General features: G+C 71.5%; 16 protein-coding genes. 14 read left to right on the top strand and 2 right to left on the bottom strand.

Features of this window, described 5'->3' with window-relative positions; translation table 11 throughout:
• Positions 1–203: 203 nt before the first annotated feature.
• Positions 204–5,207: an endo-alpha-N-acetylgalactosaminidase family protein gene (locus HNR14_RS06645; RefSeq protein ID WP_218874988.1), complete on the bottom strand. Its 5,004-nt coding sequence runs from the start codon at positions 5,205–5,207 to the stop codon at positions 204–206.
• Between the two features lie 133 nt (positions 5,208–5,340).
• Positions 5,341–6,390: a LacI family DNA-binding transcriptional regulator gene (locus tag HNR14_RS06640; RefSeq protein WP_246311534.1), complete on the bottom strand. Its 1,050-nt coding sequence runs from the start codon at positions 6,388–6,390 to the stop codon at positions 5,341–5,343.
• Positions 6,391–6,540: 150 nt separating this feature from the next.
• On the opposite strand from HNR14_RS06640, the gene HNR14_RS06635 reads away from it, so the two are divergent.
• The 14 genes from HNR14_RS06635 to HNR14_RS06570 all read left to right on the top strand — a co-directional run bounded on the left by HNR14_RS06635 (position 6,541) and on the right by HNR14_RS06570 (position 20,112).
• On the top strand, positions 6,541–7,845 hold the full coding sequence (locus tag HNR14_RS06635; RefSeq protein WP_211235402.1) for an extracellular solute-binding protein: 1,305 nt from the start codon (positions 6,541–6,543) through the stop codon (positions 7,843–7,845).
• A gap of 107 nt (positions 7,846–7,952) precedes the next feature.
• The gene (locus tag HNR14_RS06630) at positions 7,953–8,924 is read left to right on the top strand and encodes a carbohydrate ABC transporter permease (RefSeq protein ID WP_343064429.1); all 972 of its coding nucleotides are present in this window, start codon (positions 7,953–7,955) and stop codon (positions 8,922–8,924) included.
• Positions 8,921–9,775, top strand: coding sequence for a carbohydrate ABC transporter permease (locus tag HNR14_RS06625; RefSeq protein ID WP_313539436.1), 855 nt, complete (start codon positions 8,921–8,923; stop codon positions 9,773–9,775). Before HNR14_RS06630 ends, HNR14_RS06625 begins: the two co-directional genes overlap by 4 nt.
• Positions 9,772–11,577, top strand: a complete 1,806-nt coding sequence (locus tag HNR14_RS06620; protein WP_343064428.1) for a glycoside hydrolase family 35 protein — start codon at positions 9,772–9,774, stop codon at positions 11,575–11,577. Before HNR14_RS06625 ends, HNR14_RS06620 begins: the two co-directional genes overlap by 4 nt.
• A 168-nt stretch (positions 11,578–11,745) precedes the next feature.
• The gene (locus HNR14_RS06615; RefSeq protein ID WP_021763590.1) at positions 11,746–12,411 is read left to right on the top strand and encodes a GntR family transcriptional regulator; all 666 of its coding nucleotides are present in this window, start codon (positions 11,746–11,748) and stop codon (positions 12,409–12,411) included.
• 93 nt (positions 12,412–12,504) lie between these two features.
• Positions 12,505–13,248 carry an MBL fold metallo-hydrolase gene (locus HNR14_RS06610; protein ID WP_179700413.1) on the top strand — a complete coding sequence of 248 codons (744 nt, stop codon included), beginning with the start codon at positions 12,505–12,507 and terminating at the stop codon, positions 13,246–13,248.
• A gap of 25 nt (positions 13,249–13,273) precedes the next feature.
• Positions 13,274–14,059, top strand: coding sequence for an NAD-dependent epimerase/dehydratase family protein (locus HNR14_RS06605; protein ID WP_179700412.1), 786 nt, complete (start codon positions 13,274–13,276; stop codon positions 14,057–14,059).
• The gene (locus tag HNR14_RS06600) at positions 14,056–15,048 is read left to right on the top strand and encodes an NAD(P)-dependent oxidoreductase (protein ID WP_179700411.1); all 993 of its coding nucleotides are present in this window, start codon (positions 14,056–14,058) and stop codon (positions 15,046–15,048) included. The genes HNR14_RS06605 and HNR14_RS06600 overlap by 4 nt, the downstream gene beginning before the upstream one ends.
• A complete protein-coding gene (locus tag HNR14_RS06595) occupies positions 15,045–15,851 on the top strand; it encodes a TIM barrel protein (protein ID WP_179700410.1) in 807 nt (268 codons plus the stop codon). Before HNR14_RS06600 ends, HNR14_RS06595 begins: the two co-directional genes overlap by 4 nt.
• Positions 15,848–16,510 carry a hypothetical protein gene (locus tag HNR14_RS06590; protein WP_179700409.1) on the top strand — a complete coding sequence of 221 codons (663 nt, stop codon included), beginning with the start codon at positions 15,848–15,850 and terminating at the stop codon, positions 16,508–16,510. The genes HNR14_RS06595 and HNR14_RS06590 overlap by 4 nt, the downstream gene beginning before the upstream one ends.
• Entirely contained in the window at positions 16,507–17,754 is a 1,248-nt protein-coding gene (gene otnK, locus HNR14_RS06585) for a 3-oxo-tetronate kinase (protein ID WP_179700408.1), read from the top strand. The genes HNR14_RS06590 and otnK overlap by 4 nt, the downstream gene beginning before the upstream one ends.
• Positions 17,751–18,407 (top strand): class II aldolase/adducin family protein, encoded by a 657-nt coding sequence (locus tag HNR14_RS06580; protein ID WP_179700407.1) that lies wholly within the window; start codon positions 17,751–17,753, stop codon positions 18,405–18,407. The genes otnK and HNR14_RS06580 overlap by 4 nt, the downstream gene beginning before the upstream one ends.
• On the top strand, positions 18,404–19,081 hold the full coding sequence (locus HNR14_RS06575; RefSeq protein ID WP_179700406.1) for a substrate-binding domain-containing protein: 678 nt from the start codon (positions 18,404–18,406) through the stop codon (positions 19,079–19,081). Before HNR14_RS06580 ends, HNR14_RS06575 begins: the two co-directional genes overlap by 4 nt.
• Before the next feature lie 44 nt (positions 19,082–19,125).
• The gene (locus tag HNR14_RS06570) at positions 19,126–20,112 is read left to right on the top strand and encodes a nucleoside hydrolase (protein ID WP_179700405.1); all 987 of its coding nucleotides are present in this window, start codon (positions 19,126–19,128) and stop codon (positions 20,110–20,112) included.
• Positions 20,113–20,134 lie beyond the last annotated feature (22 nt).

Raw genomic sequence — 20,134 nt, 5'->3', positions numbered from 1 at the left:
TCGCGAAAGCGCGCGCCAAAGTCCACATTCGGCACAAATCGCGCGGTAGACGTAAGGCGACATTTGTGACGAATGTCGTGAAAGCGCGCGCCAAAGTCCACATTCGGCACGAATCGCGCGGGTGGACGCGCGCGAACGAACGGTGCCCCCGCCCCCGGTGATCGACCGGGAGGCGGGGGCACCGTCGTAGCGGCGGCCGGGCGCTACGCCCGGCGCGTCCGCCGCAGGCGGAGCACGACGCCCGCACCGATGCCGGCCGCGGCCAGCAGCGCGAGCAGCGCCGCGACACCGAGCGCGGTCGAGCCGGTGGAGGCGAGCGGACCGTCGAGGCCCGGCGGGACGACCGCCGCACCGCCGCCTCCCGAACCGCCACCCGCACCGCCGTTCCCGCCCGGCACGTCTGCCGCCGTCACGGTGATCGCACGCTCGGCGACCACGTCGCCGTCCACCACGACCTGCAGGGTGTGCGGGCCGGTGGCGAAGTCGGCCGGGACCGTGGCGGTCAGGCTCGCCTCCCCGTGCGCGTCCGTCGTCACCGTACCGAGCGTCAGCGGGTCGGAGTGCAGGACCACGGAGGCGCGCACGCCCTTGCCGAGCCCGCTCAGCCCGACCGTGAGGTCGTGGCCCGCCGTGACCGCGACCGGGGCCGAGATCGCGGGCGTCCCGGCGGCGCAGGGCTCGTCCGCCGCGCGCACCTCGGGCGCGATCCCGGTCGGGTGGTCGGCGGCCGTGCCGTAGACGCGCATCTCCGCGGCGGCGGCGAACGGCTGACCGTTGAGCGAGCTCGTCGCGGTGAACCGCACGAACGACGCGGTCACCGGCGCGAACGGCACGACCTGGGTGTCGGGGGAGTCGACCAGCGCGCCGGTCGCGACGGTGGTCCAGGAGGCGCCGTCATCCGAGACGGCGATCTCATAGCCTTTCACCCGCCCGTTCTGGCCGCCGCTCTGCCGGCCGAGGTAACCGAACCCGTCGACCGTCGACGGACCCGCTAGAGCCAGGGTGACCCAGTGCGGATACGGCGCCGACGAGTTGGTGTAGTCGGTGTGCCAGATCGTTCCGGGATCGCCGTCGAGCACGTTCCCGACGGGGCCTTCGCCGGCTCCGGAGGAGAGGTTCTCCGAGTCGGCGGTGGCCGTCATCGAGCCGGGAGACAGCATCGGCCGGTCGGAGACGGTCGTCTTGGCCGCTCCGGTGACCGACTTGGTGACGCAGTCGTTCGCGTAGGTCGCCACGACCGTCAGGCTCGCGCTCGTCCCCGCGGCGGCGGCGGGAGGCGTGACGAGCCAGGTGGTCGTCACGCTCGTCCCCGGGGCGACGCTGCCGAACAGGTTGCCGCCCTTCTTCGCGACCTGCGCGGTCCACCCGTCGGGCAGGCCGGTCAGCTCGATGCCGACGTTGGTCGCCGCCGTCAGCTCGTTGTTGGCGAAGGTCGTGACCAGCGAGCCCGCGACGCCGGGGCTGAGGTCGGTGCTCGCCGGAGCGGCCACCGAACCGCAGGACGCGCCTCCGGCCTCCTCGCCGAGGTCCTCGACGCGGAAGTCGTCGAGCACGAAGTCGGCGCCGTTCGCACCGCCCAGCTTGCGCAGGCCCACCCAGGTGTCGCCGCAGCCGGCGACGATGTCCTTCGCGTAGTGCGCCGTGTCGAGGGCGGGAGCGATCGCCTCCCGGTTCACGTCGGCCGAGGAGACCGCGCCTCCGCCGACCGTGTCCGCGCCGGTGACCCAGGCCCACTGCCCGTCGAGGTTCGTCTGGTAGTCGAACGACACCCGGTACTCGTGGCCGGCGACGAACGGGACCGTGGCAGGAATCGTGCGGTAGACGAGGCCGGTGTTCTCCTCGTGCGCCTTGAGCGAGTGCTCGCCGCTCAGCACGTCGTCGACGCCGAGGCCGTTCAGGGCTCCGGAGTCGTACGGCGAGTGCGTGTTCTTCCACGCCTTCTGGCTGTACGGGTCGTGCAGCTCGCTGATGGAGGTGCGCGGGTCGGTGCTGCCGCCGGCGTCGCCCTTCACGAACGGACCCCAGCCGGGCTGGTTGCCCTCGAAGTCGTCCGCCGCGATCACCGCGCCGTCGGTGGGGAGGGCGGTGGAGGTGTCGAGCATGACCCGGGCGTCGTCGAACGTGACCGCGGCCTTGCCGGCCACCGCGCCGAGGGCGACGGTCACCGTCCCGTTCGCGGGCGCGGTGAAGCCGACGGACGCGCGCTGCGAGTACGTGCCCTTCTTCGCGTCCGAGTCCATCGAGTTGGCGGCCGGTGTCGTATCGAACGTGTTCGCGGCGATGGTCCCGGCATCCACCGAGAGTGTGGTCGCCCGGCGCTCGCCCGGCCCGATCTCCACGTTCGCGCTGAAGGAGTACCGCTTGCCGGGCTGCAGCCCGGTGACCTTCTGCGAGAGCGACGAGCGGTCGGTTCCGAGGACCGCGACGTTGTCGCCGCTGTCGGCCGTGGCGACCTTCGCGCCTCCCGTGGCGTTCCAGGCGGTCAGGTCGCCCGCGTTGAAGCCGGGGTCGACCAGCCCGCTGCCCGCGCCGTACTCGGCCGAGGCGTGGGGCGCTGCGCCGTTCGCGGGGGCGAGCACGTACGGCACGCCCTTCGCGCCGGTCAGCGTGACGGCGCCGTCCGTCGCGTGGACGTCGGAGACCTTCACCCTGCCCTGGTCGGTCAGCCTGTAGAGGGTGAAATCGGTCGTGCCGGCGAACTGCGGGGTGAGCGTGAAGGTCGCCGCGCCTCCCGTCGCGTTGACGTAGTACATCTTGTCGGCGTGGGCCGGCGACGAGACGCCGTCGGCATCCGGCTCGCCCCACGGGAGCAGGTAGGTGCCTCCCGTGGCGACGGTCGCGCCGTCCATCGCGATCTGCCGCTTGCCGTCCTTCATCGAGACGGTCACGCCGCCGGTGAGGGTCGCGGTCTTGCCGAAGTCCCACGACTGCACCGGGAAGTGCTGGAGGAACTTGGTCGGGAGGTTCGCCGACCAGATGTTCGAGTAGAAGGTGTTCCAGTCGTTCTGACCGGTCCAGCCCTCGAACTCCTTGACGTCCGCGCCGCCGAGCAGCGGGTCCACGTTCCAGACGTCGCGGTCGGTGTTGGCGATGAAGCGGACGATGTTGGAGTTGATGCCCTTGTTCGTCGCGCCGCCGTAATTCTTGTCGTTGGCCCAGTGCGACCAGATCGACGAGCCCTCGAACTTGTACGCCCACTCGGTCGCGACCTGGAGGTCGAGGTCGCGGAGCTGCGCCGCGAGCCCGTCGGCCAGCCAGCCGCTCGAGTAGTAGGCGTCGATGTAGACGCCGGCCAGGTCGGGCACCTCCTGCTTGAGCTGCGCGAACCGGTCGACGATCGCGCCGGAGCCGAGGTCGTAGCGCTGGTCGATGTGGTAGCTCTGGTTCAGCCAGTCCCACCCGTTCACCTGGCCCTCCACCATCCGGTCGCTGAAGGTCTTCGCCTGCGGGTACGCCTCGGTGGCGTTCACGTGCACGGCGACGTCGGCGTTGTACTTCTTGCCGTCCTCGACGAGCGTGTTGAAGTCGGCGAGACCGCCGGCGCGCGTGTTGTAGTCGCCGCCGTAGTCCGGGTGCCCGGAGTCGTGGCCCTCGTTGGCGTAGCCCTTGTCGAGCACCCACTGGCCGAGGTCGTCGGTGGTCATCGAGATGCGCTTGACGTTGTCGAGCGTCTTCAGGAACGGGTTCGTCGCCTGGCTCGCGAAGTTGAACGGGATGTGCTGAACGACCCGCTCGGCGACGCGCTCGGCGCCGAGGGGCCGGGTCGAGGCGTCGCGATAGGCGATTGCGGCATCCTGCCAGTCGACCTTCCCGTCGCCGTTCGCGTCGGCCGAGAGCACGACGGTCGCCTGCGGCAGGGCGTAGACCGCGACGCGCGGGTCGGTCGCGCCGGCCGGGGCGTAGGTCCAGTTGCCGACCGAGAGCTGCGCGCGGCGGGCGCCGTTGCCGGCGTCCACGATCTGCGACTGCAGGCGCGTGTTCCAGTTGGTGTTCGAGTCCTGGGCGGAGTCGTCGGTCGCGTTGGTGAGGATGCCCGCGGCGAGCTGCGAGCCGCTGACGAAGCCGTACGGCGTGCCGACGCTGCGCGCGTCCACCGGGGTCGAGCCCGTGATCGCGAGGAACCGGTCGCCGGTCGTCGTGGAGTCGGTGGAGATCTGGGTGCGCGCGAGGGCGGCGGCCGGGTCGGACGAATCGACCGACACGAGCGACAGGTCCGGGATGGCGAGCTGGTCGACGGTCGCGGCGGCGCCTCCCTCGATCTTCGTCACGGCGAACTCGACGGTGCCCTTCGCGGTGGCGGTGATCGCCGTCGTGATCGTGAGGTCCGGGAGGTCGGCGAAGGTCGACACGTACGTGGCGGTGTCGGCCGTGGTCGTCATGGTCGTCGCCGCGGTGTGCGCGGTCCCGTTGATCGTGAAGGTGTCGAGCTTCTGCGCCTGTCCGCCGAGGGGCTTGCCGTCGAGGTCGTACGAGACGACCTGCGGGAACTCGCGGGCGACCTGAACGGTGAGCCCGGCGCCGTTGCCGATCGCGACGGGGGTCGCGGCGTCGGCGGGCGGGTCGGGTGTGACGGGCGGCGGGGTCGTGTCGCCGGTGGCGAAGATGCGCAGCTCCCCGGCGGAGACGTTCGCGCTGCCGTTGATCGTGCTGGTCGCGACGAACTTCACGTAGCGGCCGGTGACCGGCTGGGAGAAGACGAGGTTCTGCACGTCCGTGGCCGAGGTCGGCTGGCGGAAGGTGCCGGTCTCGGCCGGCGTGCCCCAGTCAGCAGCGGCATCCTTCGCCACCGCGGCGCTGTCCGTGACGTAGACGGCGACATCGGCGACCGGCCCGTTGGACTGGTTCTTCACCTGGTACTGGAGGCCGGTGAGCGGGAACGAACCGCCCACGTCGAGGGTGATCCAGTGGGGGAGCGGGTCGGGGTCGCCGCCGTTGTACTCGGTGGCCCACTGCGTGTTCGGGTCGCCGTCGAACGCCGCGAGCGCGGTGCCGTCAAGGGCGGGAGGCGCGGGATACGGCGCCGATTCGGAGTCCACGCCGACCAGCGCGTACTGGGTCTGGGCGATGGCCGCGCCGGCCGGGGGAGGGGCGTCGGCGGCCGCGGCCGGAGCGGCCGCGATCGGCACGAGGGCGCCGGCGGCGACGAGCGCCGCGGCTCCGATCGTGGCTGACAGGGCGCGGAGGCCGCGCGGGGGATGAAGGCTCACAAGGTCCACCTAGCTGCATCGTTGGGAAGGTACTGCCTGTATGGCATCGATAACACTAGGGGATTAAAGCGATGACGGGAACCCCCTGTTACCGCTAGCAGCGTTCAGGTGATTCCGAGATCGCGGGTGCGAGTCAGCCCGCGGCGGGCGCGGCGGCGGGCGCCGGCCCGGTCGACGCGCGCACCACGAGCGTCGGCTCGACCGAGGCGGGCGCGAGCGTGGTCCCGGGCTCCGTGATGTAGCGCAGGAGGTGCTCGACCGCCAGGCGGCCCATCTCGTCGAAGGGCTGCGCCACGGTGGTGAGCGACGGGGAGCAGTACTCGGCGAGGGTGATGTCGTCGACGCCGACGACGGAGATGTCCTCGGGGATGCGGCGACCCAGCTCGTGGAAGGCGCGGATCACGCCGAACGCCATCTCGTCGCTCGAGACGAACACGGCCGTCACATCCGGGATCCGGCCCAGGATGAGGCCGTTCTGGTACCCGGAGGCGGGCGACCAGTCGCCCTTGAGCTCCGGCGGAGGCGTGATGCCGGCGGCCTCGAGCGTGCTGCGCCAGCCCTCGCTGCGGCTGACCGCATCCAGCCATTCCGTGGGGCCGGAGACGTGCCAGACGGTCTCGTGGCCCAGGTCGAGCAGGTGCTGCGTCGCGAGCCGGGCGGCCTGGGACTGGTCGACCGCGACGATCTCGGTGGTCGACGTGCGGGAGCCGTCGATCGTGATGGTCGGGATGGAGCGGGTGAGCTCCTCGATGCCCTTGGTCACGTGGATGAGCGGCAGCGCCAGCACGATGCCCTCGACGCCCTGGTCGGCGAGGCGCGACATGGCCTCCTCGATCGCGGAGGGGTCCAGCGACGGGCAGGTGGCGGCGCTGACCGCGTAGCCGGCGTCGCGCGCGGCGGCCTCGACGCCGACCGTCACCGCGGTGCGGGAGTAGAAGCCGGTCTGCAGCAGCACGATCCCGAGGGTGCGGCTGTGCCCGGAGGAGAGCATGCGCGCCGCGTTGTTCATGCGGTAGCCCAGCTGCTCGACGGCGGCGAGCACCTTCGCGCGGGTCTTCTCCTGCACGTTGGGGTGGCCGCTGAGCGCGCGCGAGACGGTCTGGGCGGAGACGCCCGCCACTCGCGCGACGTCCGTCATCCCGGGCGGCTTCGGCGCAGCCTCACGCCCGTCGGTAGTACTCATGCATGCAATGATAACGGCCGCATCGGCCGGACTACGGAGATTTCCATCCCGATTACCCCCTTCGGGTCGCACGGGTTGTTATCGGTATCATTCTGTGCAACACTCGCTTCTCGAACCCGCTGAAGGGTGTCTGTGTTCAAAGGAGAGGCAGTGAAGAAGTCAGCAGCAATCCGTTTGACGGGCGCGGCGGGGGCGGTCGCGCTCGGTCTGATGAGTCTGGCCGGGTGCTCCGGGGGATCCGGTTCCGGCTCGTCCGACTCCGCACCGGCGACGGTCACGTTCTGGGGCTGGGCCCCGGGCTACGCCGACGCGGTCAAGGCGTTCAACGCCTCCCACAAGGACGTCGTCGTCAAGTATCAGGAGGTGCAGCCCGGCTCCAAGGGCGGCTACCAGAAGATGCTCAACGCCGTCACCGCGAACAACGCCCCCTGCCTCGCGCAGGTCGGCTACGAGACCCTCCCGAGCTTCGCCGCCCAGGGCGCGCTCGAAGACGTCGCGAGCTACGCGAAGGCCGACGAGAAGGACTTCCAGCCCGCCGCGTGGAAGTCGGTGAGCATCGGCGACGCCGTCTACGGCGCCCCGGTCGACACCGGCCCCATGGGTCTGTTCTACAACAAGGAGCTGTTCGACTCGCTCGGCCTGAGCGCCCCGGCCACCTGGGACGAGTACAAGGCCGACGCCGAGAAGATCCACGCGTCCGACCCGAAGAAGTTCATCTCGTCGCCGTACCTCGACTACGACTACGCCGGCCTCGCTTGGCAGACCGGCGCGAAGTGGTTCGACGTCGACGGCGACTCGTGGAAGGTGACGATGGCCTCCGACGCCAACGCGAAGGTCGCCGACTACTGGCAGGGCCTCGTCTCCGAGGGCCTGATCAGCAGCGCCCCGATGTACGACCAGGCCTGGTACACCGGCCTCGGCGACGGCAGCATCGCCACCGTCGTCGGTGCCGTCTGGCAGGCGGGCGTCATCAAGGGCGGCGCCGCGGACGCCTCCGGCAAGTGGGCGGTCGCCCCGATGCCGCAGTGGTCCGCCGGCGACGACCAGGTCGGCAACGCCGGCGGCTCGGCCACCGCCGTGCTCAAGGGCTGCTCGAACGCGAAGGCCGCGTGGGAGTTCGCGCACTGGATGAGCACCGACAAGGACACCTACAACACGCTCGTGCAGAAGGCGGGCCTCTACCCGGCCGCCACCGGCCTGAGCGACCTGCCCGCCCTCACCGAGGCCGACCCGTACTTCGGCGGCCAGAAGATCTTCGACGTGTTCGCCGACGCGGCGCCGCACGTGAACCCCGACTGGACCTGGGGCCCGGTCATGACGAAGACCGCCGCCGACCTGGACGACGGGCTCGGCAAGGCGTGGGCCGGTCAGGGGACGATCACCGACGCGCTGAAGAGCGCGCAGGACAAGACCGTCGCCGAGCTGAAGAAGCAGGGGCTGAAGGTCTCCGAGTAGGAGCCGACGGCGACACGGGGGCGAGGGATGCGGCGGTCCGATCAGGGACGGATCGCCGCATCCCGTCGTGAGACTGCACGGGCGACCGTGCGCAGAGAGAAGGAATCGTGACCGACCTGGATGTCGCCGAGTACCGGGCGACCCCACCGGCGGGACCGGCAGCCTCGCAGGCGCCGCGGAAGCCGCGCCGGCCGCGCCGCTCGTTCAGCTGGCGCGCGCCGCTGCTCTTCCTCGGGCCGTTCGTCGTGCTGTTCGCGGCGCTGAACATCGCCCCGATCGTCTACGCGTTCGTGAGCAGCCTGTTCACGGTCAAGCGGTCGGGCCTCGGCCTGACGGCGCCGACGCAGGAGTTCGACCCGTTCGCGAACTACGCGAACGCGTTCGGCGACCCCGACTTCGTCGCCTCGCTCGGCCGGGTCGCGCTGTTCGGCGTCGTGCAGGTGCCGGTCATGCTCGGCCTCGCGCTGGTGCTCGCCCTGCTGATCGACTCGAAGTCGGCGCGCGGCAAGGGCTTCTTCCGGCTGTCGAGCTTCCTGCCGTACGCCATCCCGGGCGTGAGCGCCGCGCTGGTCTGGTCGTTCATGTACTCGACCACCTCGAGCCCGATCAACCACATCCTGGAGCCCCTCGGCATCCAGCTGCCCTTCTTCGACGACGGCACCGTGCTGTGGTCGGTGGCGAACATCGTCACGTGGAGCTGGACCGGCTACAACATGATCATCATCTACGCCGCGCTGCAGTCCATCCCGGCCGAGGTGCTGGAGGCGGCGAAGCTCGACGGCGCGTCGGCGTTCCGCACCGCGTGGAGCGTGAAGATCCCGATGGTGCGCAGCGCGATCATCCTGACGGCCGTCTTCTCGATCATCGGCTCCGCGCAGCTCTACAACGAGCCGACGGTGCTGCAGCCGATCTCCGGCGGATCCGTCTCCTCCACCTTCACCCCGATCATGTCGGCGCAGGCCGCCGTCGGCGCGGGCAACTACCCGTACGCCGCCGCCCAGTCCGTCATCCTCGCGGTGATCGTCGGCGTGATCTCGTTCGTGTTCTTCCGACTCACCAGCAAAGGGGACAAGGCGTGACCCTCCTCAGCCCGCGGCGGGACACCACTCCGCTCAGCCGCACCGTCGTGATGGTGCTGCTCGCCGTCTCCACCGTCTACTTCCTCTTCCCGCTCTGGTGGCTGCTGGTCGCGGCGACCAAGCCGTTCGGCGAGCAGTTCTCGGGCAACGGCCTGTGGTTCGACGGCTTCGGCCTGTGGGACAACCTCGCCCGCCTCACCGCGCAGGGTGACGGCATCTTCTGGCAGTGGATGCTGAACAGCCTGATCTACTGCGGCCTCGGCGCCGCGATCGGCACCCTCCTCTCCGCGATGGGCGGTTACGCGCTGGCCAAGTACGACTTCCCCGGCCGCGGCGCGTTGTTCGGCGTGATCCTGGCGGCGGTGCTCGTGCCGAAGATCCTGTTCACGCTCCCGCTCTATCTGATGTTCTCGGGGGTGCACCTGATCAACAACCCGCTCGCAGTGCTCCTCCCGAGCATCGTCAGCCCGTTCGGCGTCTATCTGGCGCGCGTCTTCGCCGCCCAGTCGGTGCCGGACGAGGTGATCGAGGCCGGCCGGATCGACGGCGCGAGCGAGTTCCGCATCTTCCGCGCCATCTCGACCAAGATGATGCTGCCGGCGCTCGTGACGATCTTCCTGTTCCAGTTCGTCGAGATCTGGAACAACTACCTCCTGCCCGCGATGGTGCTCGGCGACGACCGCATGCAGCCGGTGACCGTGGGCCTGGTCGGCTGGAACGCCAGCCACGTCGCCGTTCCGCCGCCGCTCGTGGTGATCGGCTCGCTGGTCTCGGTCGTGCCGCTGATCATCGCTTTCCTCGCCCTGCAGCGCTTCTGGCGGGCCGGGATGACTGCGGGAGCGGTGAAGTGACGCGCGCCGACGCGACCTTGACGGCGACCGCCTCCCTCCTGACGTACGAGGACGGGGTGCTGCTGCGCGGTGGCGTGCCCCACCAGGTGCTCTCGGGCTCGCTGCACTACTTCCGCGTGCATCCCGCGCAGTGGCGGGACCGGCTGGAGCGGCTCGCCGCGCTCGGCCTCAACACGGTCGACACCTACGTGGCGTGGAACTTCCACCAGCGCCGCGCGGACCGGCCGGCGTCGTTCGACGGCTGGTGCGATCTGGAGGCGTTCATCGCGCTGGCCGGCGAGATCGGGCTCGACGTCATCGTGCGTCCGGGACCATACATCTGCGCCGAGTGGGACAACGGCGGCCTGCCCGCGTGGCTCACGGCACGGGTCGGGATGCGCGCCCGCAGTTCGGAGCCCGCCTTCCTCGACGCCGTCGGCGCCTGGTTCGACGACCTCATCCCGCGCCTCGCCGCCCTGCAGGTCGCGAACGGCGGACCGGTCGTCGCCTTCCAGGTCGAGAACGAGTACGGCAGCTACGGCGACGACGGCGACTACCTCGCCTGGCTGCGGGATGCGCTCGTCGCCCGCGGCGCGACCGAGCTGCTGTACACCGCGGACGGCCCGACCGATCTCATGCTCGACGGCGGCAGCCTCCCGGGCGTACTGGCCACGGCGACCTTCGGCACGCGGGCGGGGGAGGCGTTCGGCCTGCTGCGCGCGCGCCGCGACGGCGAACCGCTGCTCTGCGCCGAGTTCTGGAACGGCTGGTTCGACCACTGGGGCGAGCGGCACCACGTGCGCACGGTGCCGAGCGCGGACGCGACGCTCGGGGAGATCCTCGACGCCGGCGGCTCGGTCAGCCTCTACATGGCGCACGGTGGCACGAACTTCGGGCTCTGGGCGGGTGCGAACCACGACGGCCGCCTGCAGCCCACGGTCACCAGCTACGACTCGGATGCGCCGATCGCCGAGCATGGCGCGGTCACGGCCAAGTTCCACGCGTTCCGGGAGCGGTTCGTCGCCGCGGGCGGGCGGGAGCTGCCGGTGCCGGCCGACCCGCGCATCCTGGACCCGCGCGCCGTGCCGGTGACACGAGGCGCCGGTCTGCTGGAGGCGCTGCGCACCGTGCCCCCCGCCATCACCGGGGCGACACCGCCGAGCTTCGAGGAGCTCGGCCTCCCCTCCGGGCTCGTGCTCTACACCGCGACCCCGCGCCTGCCGCGCGGCGAGAACACGGTCACCGTCAGCGGCCTGCACGACCGCGCGCAGGTATTCGTCGACGGCGTGCCCGTCGGCATCCTAAATGCCGACGGCTCGGTCCCGGTGACCGGCCGCGGCGAGCGGGTGCAGCTGGAGATCCTGGTCGAGAATCAGGGCCGCATCAACTACGGGCCGCTGCTCGGGCAGGGCAAGGGCATCCTCGGCGGCGTGCAGATCGGCCGCCGGCTCGTGCACGGCTGGACGGCGCGGGCGCTGCCGCTGGACGAGTGGACGCAGGAGGAGGTCGCGGGGTTGGCGGGGGCGGGTGCTGGTGCTGCCGCGGGCTTCTCGACGGCGCGGTTCACGCTCGACGACGGCGAGCCCGCCGACGCCTTCCTCGCGCTGCCCGGCTTCGGCAAGGGCTTCGTCTGGGTGAACGGCCTCCTGCTCGGCCGGTACTGGGAGATCGGGCCGCAGGTGACGCTCTACGTGCCGGCGCCCGTGCTGGTGGCGGGCGCCAACACCGTGACGGTGCTCGAGCTGGAGCACTCAGGGGAGCGCATCGAGTTCCGGGCGCGCCCCGAGCTCGGGCCGCCCGAGGAGTACGTCGAGATCTTCTGACCCCCCCGAGATTTGGACCAAATGTCGACTCTGGCGCCGCCAAACGCGACATTCGGTCCAAATGTGCGCGGGCATCCCGGCCGGAGGCGGGGCGATAGAATCGGGCGATGCCGGTCCGCCGGCGCCGGCAGGGCGGTCGGGCGGCTGATTTTCGAACAGGGGTCATGGATGGTTGAGCGGATTTCACTGAGGCAGCCGATCGCCGATCAGATGTACGAGGTGCTCCTCCACCAGTTCATGTCCGGCGAGCGTGCCGCGGGGGAGAGCCTCAACATCGGCGCCCTCTCGCGCGAACTCGCCGTCAGCCAGACGCCGCTGCGCGAAGCTCTCGCCCGGCTCGAGCACACCGGCCTCGTCGAGCGAGAGGCGCTGCGCGGCTACCGCGTCGCACCGGCCATGACGCGGGACGAGGTCGAGCAGCTGAAGGAGGCGCGCCTCCAGTTGGAGCCGACCCTCGCCCGCGAGGCGGCCCTGCGGAGCACGAGCGAGTTCGTCGACGCGCTCCGCGAGACGCTGGACGACTTCGAGCGCTCCGCCGAGGTGGCCGACCTCGAGACCGAGGGGTTCGACCTCTACTGGCGCTCGGACGACCGCTTCCACATGCTCATCGCGGCGCAGGCCGGCAACAAGTTCCTCGAACTCGCGTACGCGGCCCTGGGCGGCCAGATCCAGCGCTTCCGGCTGTTCTCGAAGTTCGGCCGCACGGGCGCCCAGGGGGCGGCTCCGGAGCACCGCGAGATCTTCGACGCGCTCGCCGCGGGAGACGCCGATGCCGCGGATGCGGCGATGCGGACGCACATCGCGGGAGCCGCGGAGCGCCTGCTCGCCCGCTGACGCCGGCACCCGGAGCGGTGTGGAGGAGCTTTGACTCCGTCCTGTGATCGCTATACTATAGTCTTCGTAACGAAGCGGAGAGAGGACGACGGCGTGACCATCTACACCGCGCACCCGATCGTCGACGGGTTCCCCGGCAAGTCGCACTCGCACGGCGCCTTCGGCTGGAGCAGTCTGTGGCTGCTCGACGACGGCACCCGGCGCGTGCTGATCGACGCGGGACAGCCCGCGTACATCCCGCTCATCCACGAGGGGCTGGCCCGCCACGGACTCACCGCGGCCGACGTCACCGACGTGCTCATCACGCATCTCCACTGGGACCACGTCGCGAACTTCACGATGTTCGAGAACGCGACGACCTGGGTGGGGGAGGCCGAGCTCGCCTGGGCGGCCGAGCAGCCTCCCGGCACGACGTTCATCCCCGACCTCCACGTGCGCGAGCTGCTGCGGCGGACCGACGGCGTCGAGCGGATGTCGGCCGGGCAGGAGGTCCTCCCCGGCATCCACTCGATCGCCAGCCCCGGTCACACCCCGAACCATCTGGCGTTCTTCGCCGAGAGCACGGACGACCGGCTGATCTTCGCCGGCGACTCCGTGAAGAACATCCACGAGCTCAGCACCGCTCGAGCGGACTCGACGATGGACGCCGACGCCAGCGTCGCCACCATCGATCGCCTGCGCTCGCTGCTGGCCGACACCGCCGGTGTGCTGGTGCCGGGCCACGACGTCGGGCTGCGGCTCGACGGCGGGACGGTCGAGCGCGTGCGCCCGCAGCGCGCCTCCATCGGCTACTTCGCCGACGGAGCGCGCGGCGAAGAGGACCGCAGCATCGGATGAGCTGCACCACGACGAAGGGACGACGATGACCACAGTGCTCTACACCGGCGGCACCGGCCGCATGGGCCGGGTGATCCGCGACGGACTGTCCGGCCGCTACGACCGCGTGGTGCTCTTCGCACGCAGTCAGCCGGAGGAGCCGCTGCATCCCGGTGAGGAGGTCGTCGTCGGCGACCTCGCCGACCTGGATGCCCTGGTGGAGGCCGCCAAGGGAGTCGACGTCATCGCCCACTTCGGCGGCGTCGCCGACGAAGCCCCCTTCCACGAGGTGCGTGCGGCGAACATCGACGGGACGTACAACGTCTACGAGGCCGCGCGCCGGGCCGGTGTGCGCCGTGTCGTCTACGCCAGCTCGAACCACGTCATCGGGTTCCACCCCGCCACCGAGGTGCTGGACGAGACCGCGACGCTGCGCCCCGACACCTACTACGGGGTCTCGAAAGCGTTCGGCGAGGCGCTCGCCAGCCTGTACCACGACAAGTGGGGCGTGGAGTCGGTGATCCTCCGGATCGGCACGTTCCGTCCCGAGCCGGAGGACGTGCGGCAGCTCGCCCTCTGGCTGAGCTGGCGCGACGGCATCGAGCTGACCCGCTGCGCGATCGAGAGCGGACCGGTGGGCTGCCAGGTCGTGTACGGCGCCTCCGCGAACACCGGCGGCTGGTGGGACGGCCGCGCCGGCTGGGAGGCCATCGGCTACACCCCGCAGGACGACGCCGCCGATCACGCCGGCGCCATCGACCGCGACACCGCCGCCCCGCTGTTCCACGGCGGCGCGTTCACCGCATCCGACTACGAAGGAGGGATCTGGTGAGCGACGCCACCGAGCCCATCGATGTCCTGATCACCACCGCGTTCCTGCACCCGGGCGACGAGGTCGACCATGCGCTGCGGGAGGCCGGACTGGCCACCCGGCACGAGCCGGACCTCCTCGCCCTCCCGCGGGCGGAGCGCTCGCTGCTGCTGTCGCAGGCGCGGGCGATCATCGCCGGCACCCAGCCGCTGCGCGCCGAGGAGCTGCAGGCCGCCACCCGCCTCGAGGTCATCGTGCGCACCGGCGTCGGCTACGACAGCGTCGACGTCGCGACCGCCACGGCCGCCGGCGTGCCGGTGTGCGTGACGGCCGGGGCAAACCGCCAGGCCGTCGCCGAGCACGTGTTCGCCCTGATGCTCGCCGTCGCGCGGCGCGTGCCGGAGAACATCGCCAACCTCGCCGACGGCACGTGGCAGCAGCTGACAGGCCGCGAGCTGCACGGGGCGACCCTCGGCATCCTCGGCCTCGGCTCGATCGGCAAGGCCGTCGCGAGGATCGCCGCCGGCTTCGGGATGGACGTCCTCGCCTACGACCCGTATTTCGACGAGGCGTTCGCGGCCGCCAACGGCATCCGTCGCGCCACCCTCGACGAGGTCGTGGCCGAGGCCGACGTCATCACCCTGCACCTCTTCCTCGACGACTCGACGCGCAACCTGATCGATGCCCGGCGGCTGGCGGCGATGAAGGACGACGCGATCCTGATCAACACGGCGCGCGGTGGCATCGTGGACGAGGACGCGCTCGTCGCCGCGGTGCGCGACGGGATCATCGGGGGCGCGGCCCTCGACGTCTTCGCCGCCGAGCCGCTCCCGGCGGACAGCCCACTGCTCCACACTCCCGGCATCCTCGCCACGACGCACGTCGCCGGCGCGACCCGCGAAGCACGCGGCGAATCGGGGCGGATGGCCGCGGCGAACGTCATCGGCGTGCTCGGTGGCGGGGCCCCGCAGTTCGTCGTCAACCCCGACTACCAGGCGGTGCCGGCGTGATCGTCGAGACCACCGCCGGGCCGGTGCGGCTCGCGGCGAACCTGAAATGGCTCTTCACCGAGGTGCCGTTCGAGCGGCGCTTCGACGCCGCCGCCCGAGCGGGGTTCACCGGCGTGGAGTTCGCATCGCCGTACGAGCTCCCGGCCGGGACCGTGCGCCGGCGGCTGGACGACGCCGGACTGGAGCAGGTGCTCATCAACACACCGGCGGGGCCGGCGGGATCGGCCACGATCATGGGTGCGGCGTACGTGCCCGGTGCCCGGGAGGAGTTCCGGGAGGGGGTGCTCCGGGCACTGGAGTACGCGGCGGTGCTCGGCACCCCGGTCATCCATGTGATGTCCGGGCTGCGTCCCGCCGACGCGGATCCCGATCTCGCCTTCGCGTCCTACGTCGCCAACATCGGCTGGGCCGCCGCGCAGGCCCGCGCCGCCGGCGTGCGCGTCGCGCTCGAGCCCATCAACAAGCGCGATCAGCCCCGGTACGGACTCGCCTCGATGGAGACCGCGGCCGCGGTGGCGGAGGCCGTCGATCCCGAGACCGTCGGCGTGCTGTTCGACGTCTATCACGCGCAGGTCGACGGCGGGAACCTGATCGACCGGTTCGAGCGCCTCCTGCCGCGCATCGCCCACATCCAGATCGCCGACAACCCGGGCCGGGGCGAGCCCGGCACCGGCGAGGTCGCGTTCGACCGCGTCCTGGCGCGGATCGCCGCCAGCCCGTACGACGGCTGGATCGGCTGCGAGTACGGCCCCGTCGCCGGCACGGTCGACGGGCTCGCCTGGACCGAGAGGATCGCACGATGACGAAGATCGCACTGATCAGCGCGACCCCGCTCGCCATCCCCCCTGCCGCCGCTGCGATCGCGACGGCCCTGCCGGACACGACCGTGTGGAACCTCCTGGATGACCGGCTGCTCGCCGACGCCGAGGAGCAGGGCGGCATCACGGCACCGCTGGCCGCCCGCATGGACGACCTCATCGAGCTCGCCCTGGCCGGCGGCGCGGACGGCATCCTGCTGACGTGCTCGCAGTTCGGCACCCGGGCCGACGTGCGCGACCGCGCGACCGATCGGGTCGCGGTGCTCTCTGCCGACGGCCCGCTCTTCGCGGAGGCGGCGGAGCATCGGCCGACGCGGATCCTGCTCGTCGCATCGCTCGAATCCGCGGCGGCCGACAGCGCCGGCCGTCTCGCGGCCGTGCTGGCCGCATCCGGCTCGGCTGCGTCGGTCACGCCGCTGGTCGTCCGCGCAGCGGCGCGTCCCCCGCAGGGCGAGAGCCTCGACGAGGTGCTCGGGGCGGCCATCGCCGGTGTCGCTGAACCGTACGACCTCGTCGTGCTCGCCCAGTACTCCCTAGCCGCGGCGGCGGGCGCCCTCGCAGCGCGGTTCGGGGTGCCCGTCCTGGACGGCCCGAGTGCGGCCGCCCGCCGACTCGCCGCCGAGATCGCCGAGGGGTCCCGATGATCGGCGTCATCGCCGACGACGTGACCGGAGCGACCGACGTCGCGGCCGCGCTGAGCCGCGCAGGGCTGCGCACCCTCCTGTCGCTCACCGCCGAGGTGGACGACCACGAGGTCGTGAGCGACGCCGACGCCGTCGTGATCGGATTGAAGACGCGCTCGCTCCCGGCCGCCGACGCGGTCGCCCAGAGCCTCACCGCGCTCGACGCTCTGCAGCGGCTCGGGGCGGACCAGTTCTACCTCAAGTACTGCTCGACGTTCGACTCCACCCCGGAGGGCAACATCGGGCCGGTCACCGAAGCTCTGGCCGTGCGGCTCGGGGCGCGGACCGTCGTGACGACGCCCGCCGCTCCGCTGCACGGCCGGACCGTCTACCAAGGGCACCTCTTCGTCGGGGACACCCTGCTGAACGAGACGCACATGCGCGAGCACCCGATCACCCCCATGCGGGACTCGTCCGTGCCGCGCCTCCTGGCGCCGCAGACCGAGCGGCCGGTCGGGCTGCTCCCCCTCGACATCGTGCGGGCCGGTGCCGAGCTCATCCGCGAGACGATCACCGCCGCCGAGACGGACGGCACGACCCACCTGGTCGCGGACGCCGTGTCCGAAGACGACCTCGCGGCGCTCGCCGAGGCGATCGGCGACGCGCCCCTGATCGCGGGCTCGGCGGGACTGATCGGAGCGATCGCCCGTCGTCGCCCCCGATCCGATGCCTCGGTAACGCGCCCGCCCGCGGCCCGCACGGCGATCATCGCCGGAAGCTGCTCGCGGCGCACCCTGGAGCAGATCGCCCGTTTCCGGGAGGAGGGCGCGCCGGCGTACAAGGTCGTCGCGGCACCCGGCGACACCGCGGCCGGGCTGGCCCAACAGGCGCTCGCCTGGTGGGACCGACTGCCCGCGACCGCGTCGGCACTCCTCTACTCCTCCAGCACGGCGGAGGAACGGGACGCCTCCATCGACGGAGCCGCGGAGCTCTACGAAGAGGTGGCGGGGCTGATCGCCCACGGGCTCGCAGAACGCGGTGTCACGCGCATGCTCGTCGCCGGAGGCGAGACCTCCGGCGCGGTGATCCACGCCCTCGGGACGCGGGTCGCGGTCGTGGGGGAGGAGGCGGCGCTCGGCGCACCCTGGATCCACGACGTCGCGCACGACCTCCATCTCGTGCTGAAGTCGGGCAACTTCGGCGAGCCCGGACTGTTCGTCGACGTCGCCCTCCGGGACCCGGCCGTGATCGGGGCGGACGCATGACCGCCGCCGCAGCCATCGAGCGCGTGGCTCACGACATCCACCGCCGCGGACTCACCCACGGACGCACCGGCAACCTCGCCGTGCGCGACGGGGATCGCGTGCTGGTCACGCCTACCGGCGTCAGCCTCGGTGAGGTGCGAGCCGATGCGCTCTCCGTGGTGGATGCGAGCGGGCGCCATCTGGCCGGCCCCCGGCCGACGAAGGAGGCGTTCCTGCATGTCGCGATGCTGCGGGTGCGCCCCGAGGCGAACGCCGTCGTGCACACCCACTCGGTGCATTCCGCCGCCCTGTCGTGCCTGGACGGACTCGATCCCGAGCGGCCCCTCCCTCCGCTGACCGCCTACTACGGGATGCGCGTCGGATCGCTGCGGCTGCTGCCGTACGCGGCCCCCGGCGATCCCGCAGCGACCGCGGCCGTCGAGGACGCCGCGCGCGCCTCCCACGCCCTCCTGCTGCGCAACCACGGCCCCGTCGTGGCGGGCGCCGACCTCGATGCGGCCCTCGATGCCCTCGAGGAGCTCGAGCACACCGCCCAGCTCTTCCTCCTCACCCGCGGACTGCCGACGGCGCCGCTCTCGGATGCGCAGGTCGCCGCTCTGCGGCCCGCCGTCTCGCGGTCCGCAGCCCCGACCGGAAAGGCCCTCACGCCGTGATCACCCTCTACAGCGGGCTCGTCGTCCGCCAGCCTCTCGTCGACACCGTCATCCCGGCGTTCGAGCGCGCGCACGGCGTCCGCATCGAAGCGACGTTCGAGCCCACCTCGAAGCTCCTGCAGCGGATCGGTGCGGGGGAGCGGCCCGACCTCGTGCTCGGGGTCTCGTCGTCCGTCCGCGACCTCGCCGACGAGGGCGTGGTCGACGGGGAGGCGATCGCCGACATCGCGGTCTCGGCGGTCGGGTTCGCGCGGCTCCCCGCGACCCCCGCCCCCGCCGACCCGTCGGCGTCGACGTTCCTGGACTATCTGCTCGCTGCCCGGGCCGTGGCCTACACGCTCTCCGGAGCGAGCGGACTCCACTTCATGGAGGTGCTCCGCACGCGCGGGCTGCTGGACCGCATCGACGAGCGCGCCGTGCGCTTCGAGTCGGGTCTGACCGCAGAAGCCGTCGTCGACGGCCGTGCGGAGGTCGCCATCCAGCAGGTGAGCGAGCTGCGGTCCGTCGCCGGCCCGCACATCGTCGAGCCGATCCCGCACGAGCTGCAGGCGTACGCGCGATTCGCCATCGGGGCCCGCACCGGCGCGCCGGACGAGGCGAAGGACTTCGCCCGAGCCCTGACGAGCGCACCCGCGCAGGACGCGTTCGCCGCCGCCGGACTGAGCACACCGTGAGCACGACCGCTCACGGGAATCGAACCGAGAAGGAGACTGGAACGATGAGAAAAGTCGTGGTCGACACCGACACCGGCGTGGACGACGCCCTGGCCCTGATGCTGCTGGCGGCCGATCCCGAGGTCGAGATCCTGGCCGTGCTGAGCGTCTTCGGCAACACGTACGGCGATCGCGCCGCCGACAACGCGCGCTACGTGCTCGACACCTGCGGACGCGAGGACGTGCCGGTCTATCGCGGCTGCGACGCGCCGCTGGAGCAGGAGCTGCGCCTATCGGCGGGCATCCACGGTGACGACGGGTTCGGCAACACCGGCCTGCGACCGCGGACGCCGGTGCCGGCCGAGCCGAACGGCATCCCGATCCTCCTCGACCTCGTCGACGCGCACGAGGGCGAGATCGACTACGTCGCGCTCGGGCCCCAGACGAACCTGGCGACGGCACTGCGGACCGACCCCGCGCTGATGGAGCGCCTGAAGAGCACGACCATCGTCGGCACGCTCGGCCCGGCGCTCTACCAGGACACCGAGCCGTGGGCGGATCGCCGCTTCCGCGTCTCCCGCGATCCCAACGTCTCGTTCGACATCGATGCGGCCCAGGAGGTCGCGAAGCGGAAGGGCGACATCACCTGGTGCGGGCCCTACGTGACGCGGCAGGCCATGGTCCCCGAGGAGTTCTTCCTGGAGATCGCCGCGTCGACCGGGTTCGCACCCGCGGAGCTGATCACGAAGATCAGCGCCGACTACGCCGGCTTCTACACGCGCTCCTACCCGCGGCCCGACGGCAAGCGCACCATGGGCATCAACGACAGCCTCGCCGTGGCGAGCCTGCTGCGGCCGGAGCTGGTGACCGGTTCGGTGCAGCGCCCGCTGCAGACCTTCGAGGATCCGCAGACCGGCGACCGTTACCTCGCGGGCGTGCACCCGGTGAAGGGGGAGACGCGGCCCCTCCACCGGGTGATCTTCGACATGGACTTCGACGGCGTGCTGGAGTTGATCGGCGACGTGCTGCGCCGGCCGCTTCCCTGGCGATGAACCGGTCCGCGTGGAGCGGGTG

Source organism: Leifsonia naganoensis (assembly GCF_013410615.1).
GTDB classification, from domain to species: Bacteria; Actinomycetota; Actinomycetes; order Actinomycetales; family Microbacteriaceae; genus Leifsonia; species Leifsonia aquatica.
The sequence above is the reverse complement of the archived record's forward strand: the minus strand, read 5'-3'. Positions and strand labels throughout refer to the sequence as shown.

Excerpts from the sequence above, each read along its gene's own strand:
- HNR14_RS06640 (WP_246311534.1), bottom strand. The coding sequence starts at position 6,390 with ATGAGTACTACCGACGGGCGTGAGGCTGCGCCGAAGCCGCCCGGGATG.
- HNR14_RS06615 (WP_021763590.1), top strand. The coding sequence starts at position 11,746 with ATGGTTGAGCGGATTTCACTGAGGCAGCCGATCGCCGATCAGATGTAC.
- HNR14_RS06605 (WP_179700412.1), top strand. The coding sequence starts at position 13,274 with ATGACCACAGTGCTCTACACCGGCGGCACCGGCCGCATGGGCCGGGTG.
- HNR14_RS06590 (WP_179700409.1), top strand. The coding sequence starts at position 15,848 with ATGACGAAGATCGCACTGATCAGCGCGACCCCGCTCGCCATCCCCCCT.
- otnK (WP_179700408.1), top strand. The coding sequence starts at position 16,507 with ATGATCGGCGTCATCGCCGACGACGTGACCGGAGCGACCGACGTCGCG.
- HNR14_RS06580 (WP_179700407.1), top strand. The coding sequence starts at position 17,751 with ATGACCGCCGCCGCAGCCATCGAGCGCGTGGCTCACGACATCCACCGC.
- HNR14_RS06570 (WP_179700405.1), top strand. The coding sequence starts at position 19,126 with ATGAGAAAAGTCGTGGTCGACACCGACACCGGCGTGGACGACGCCCTG.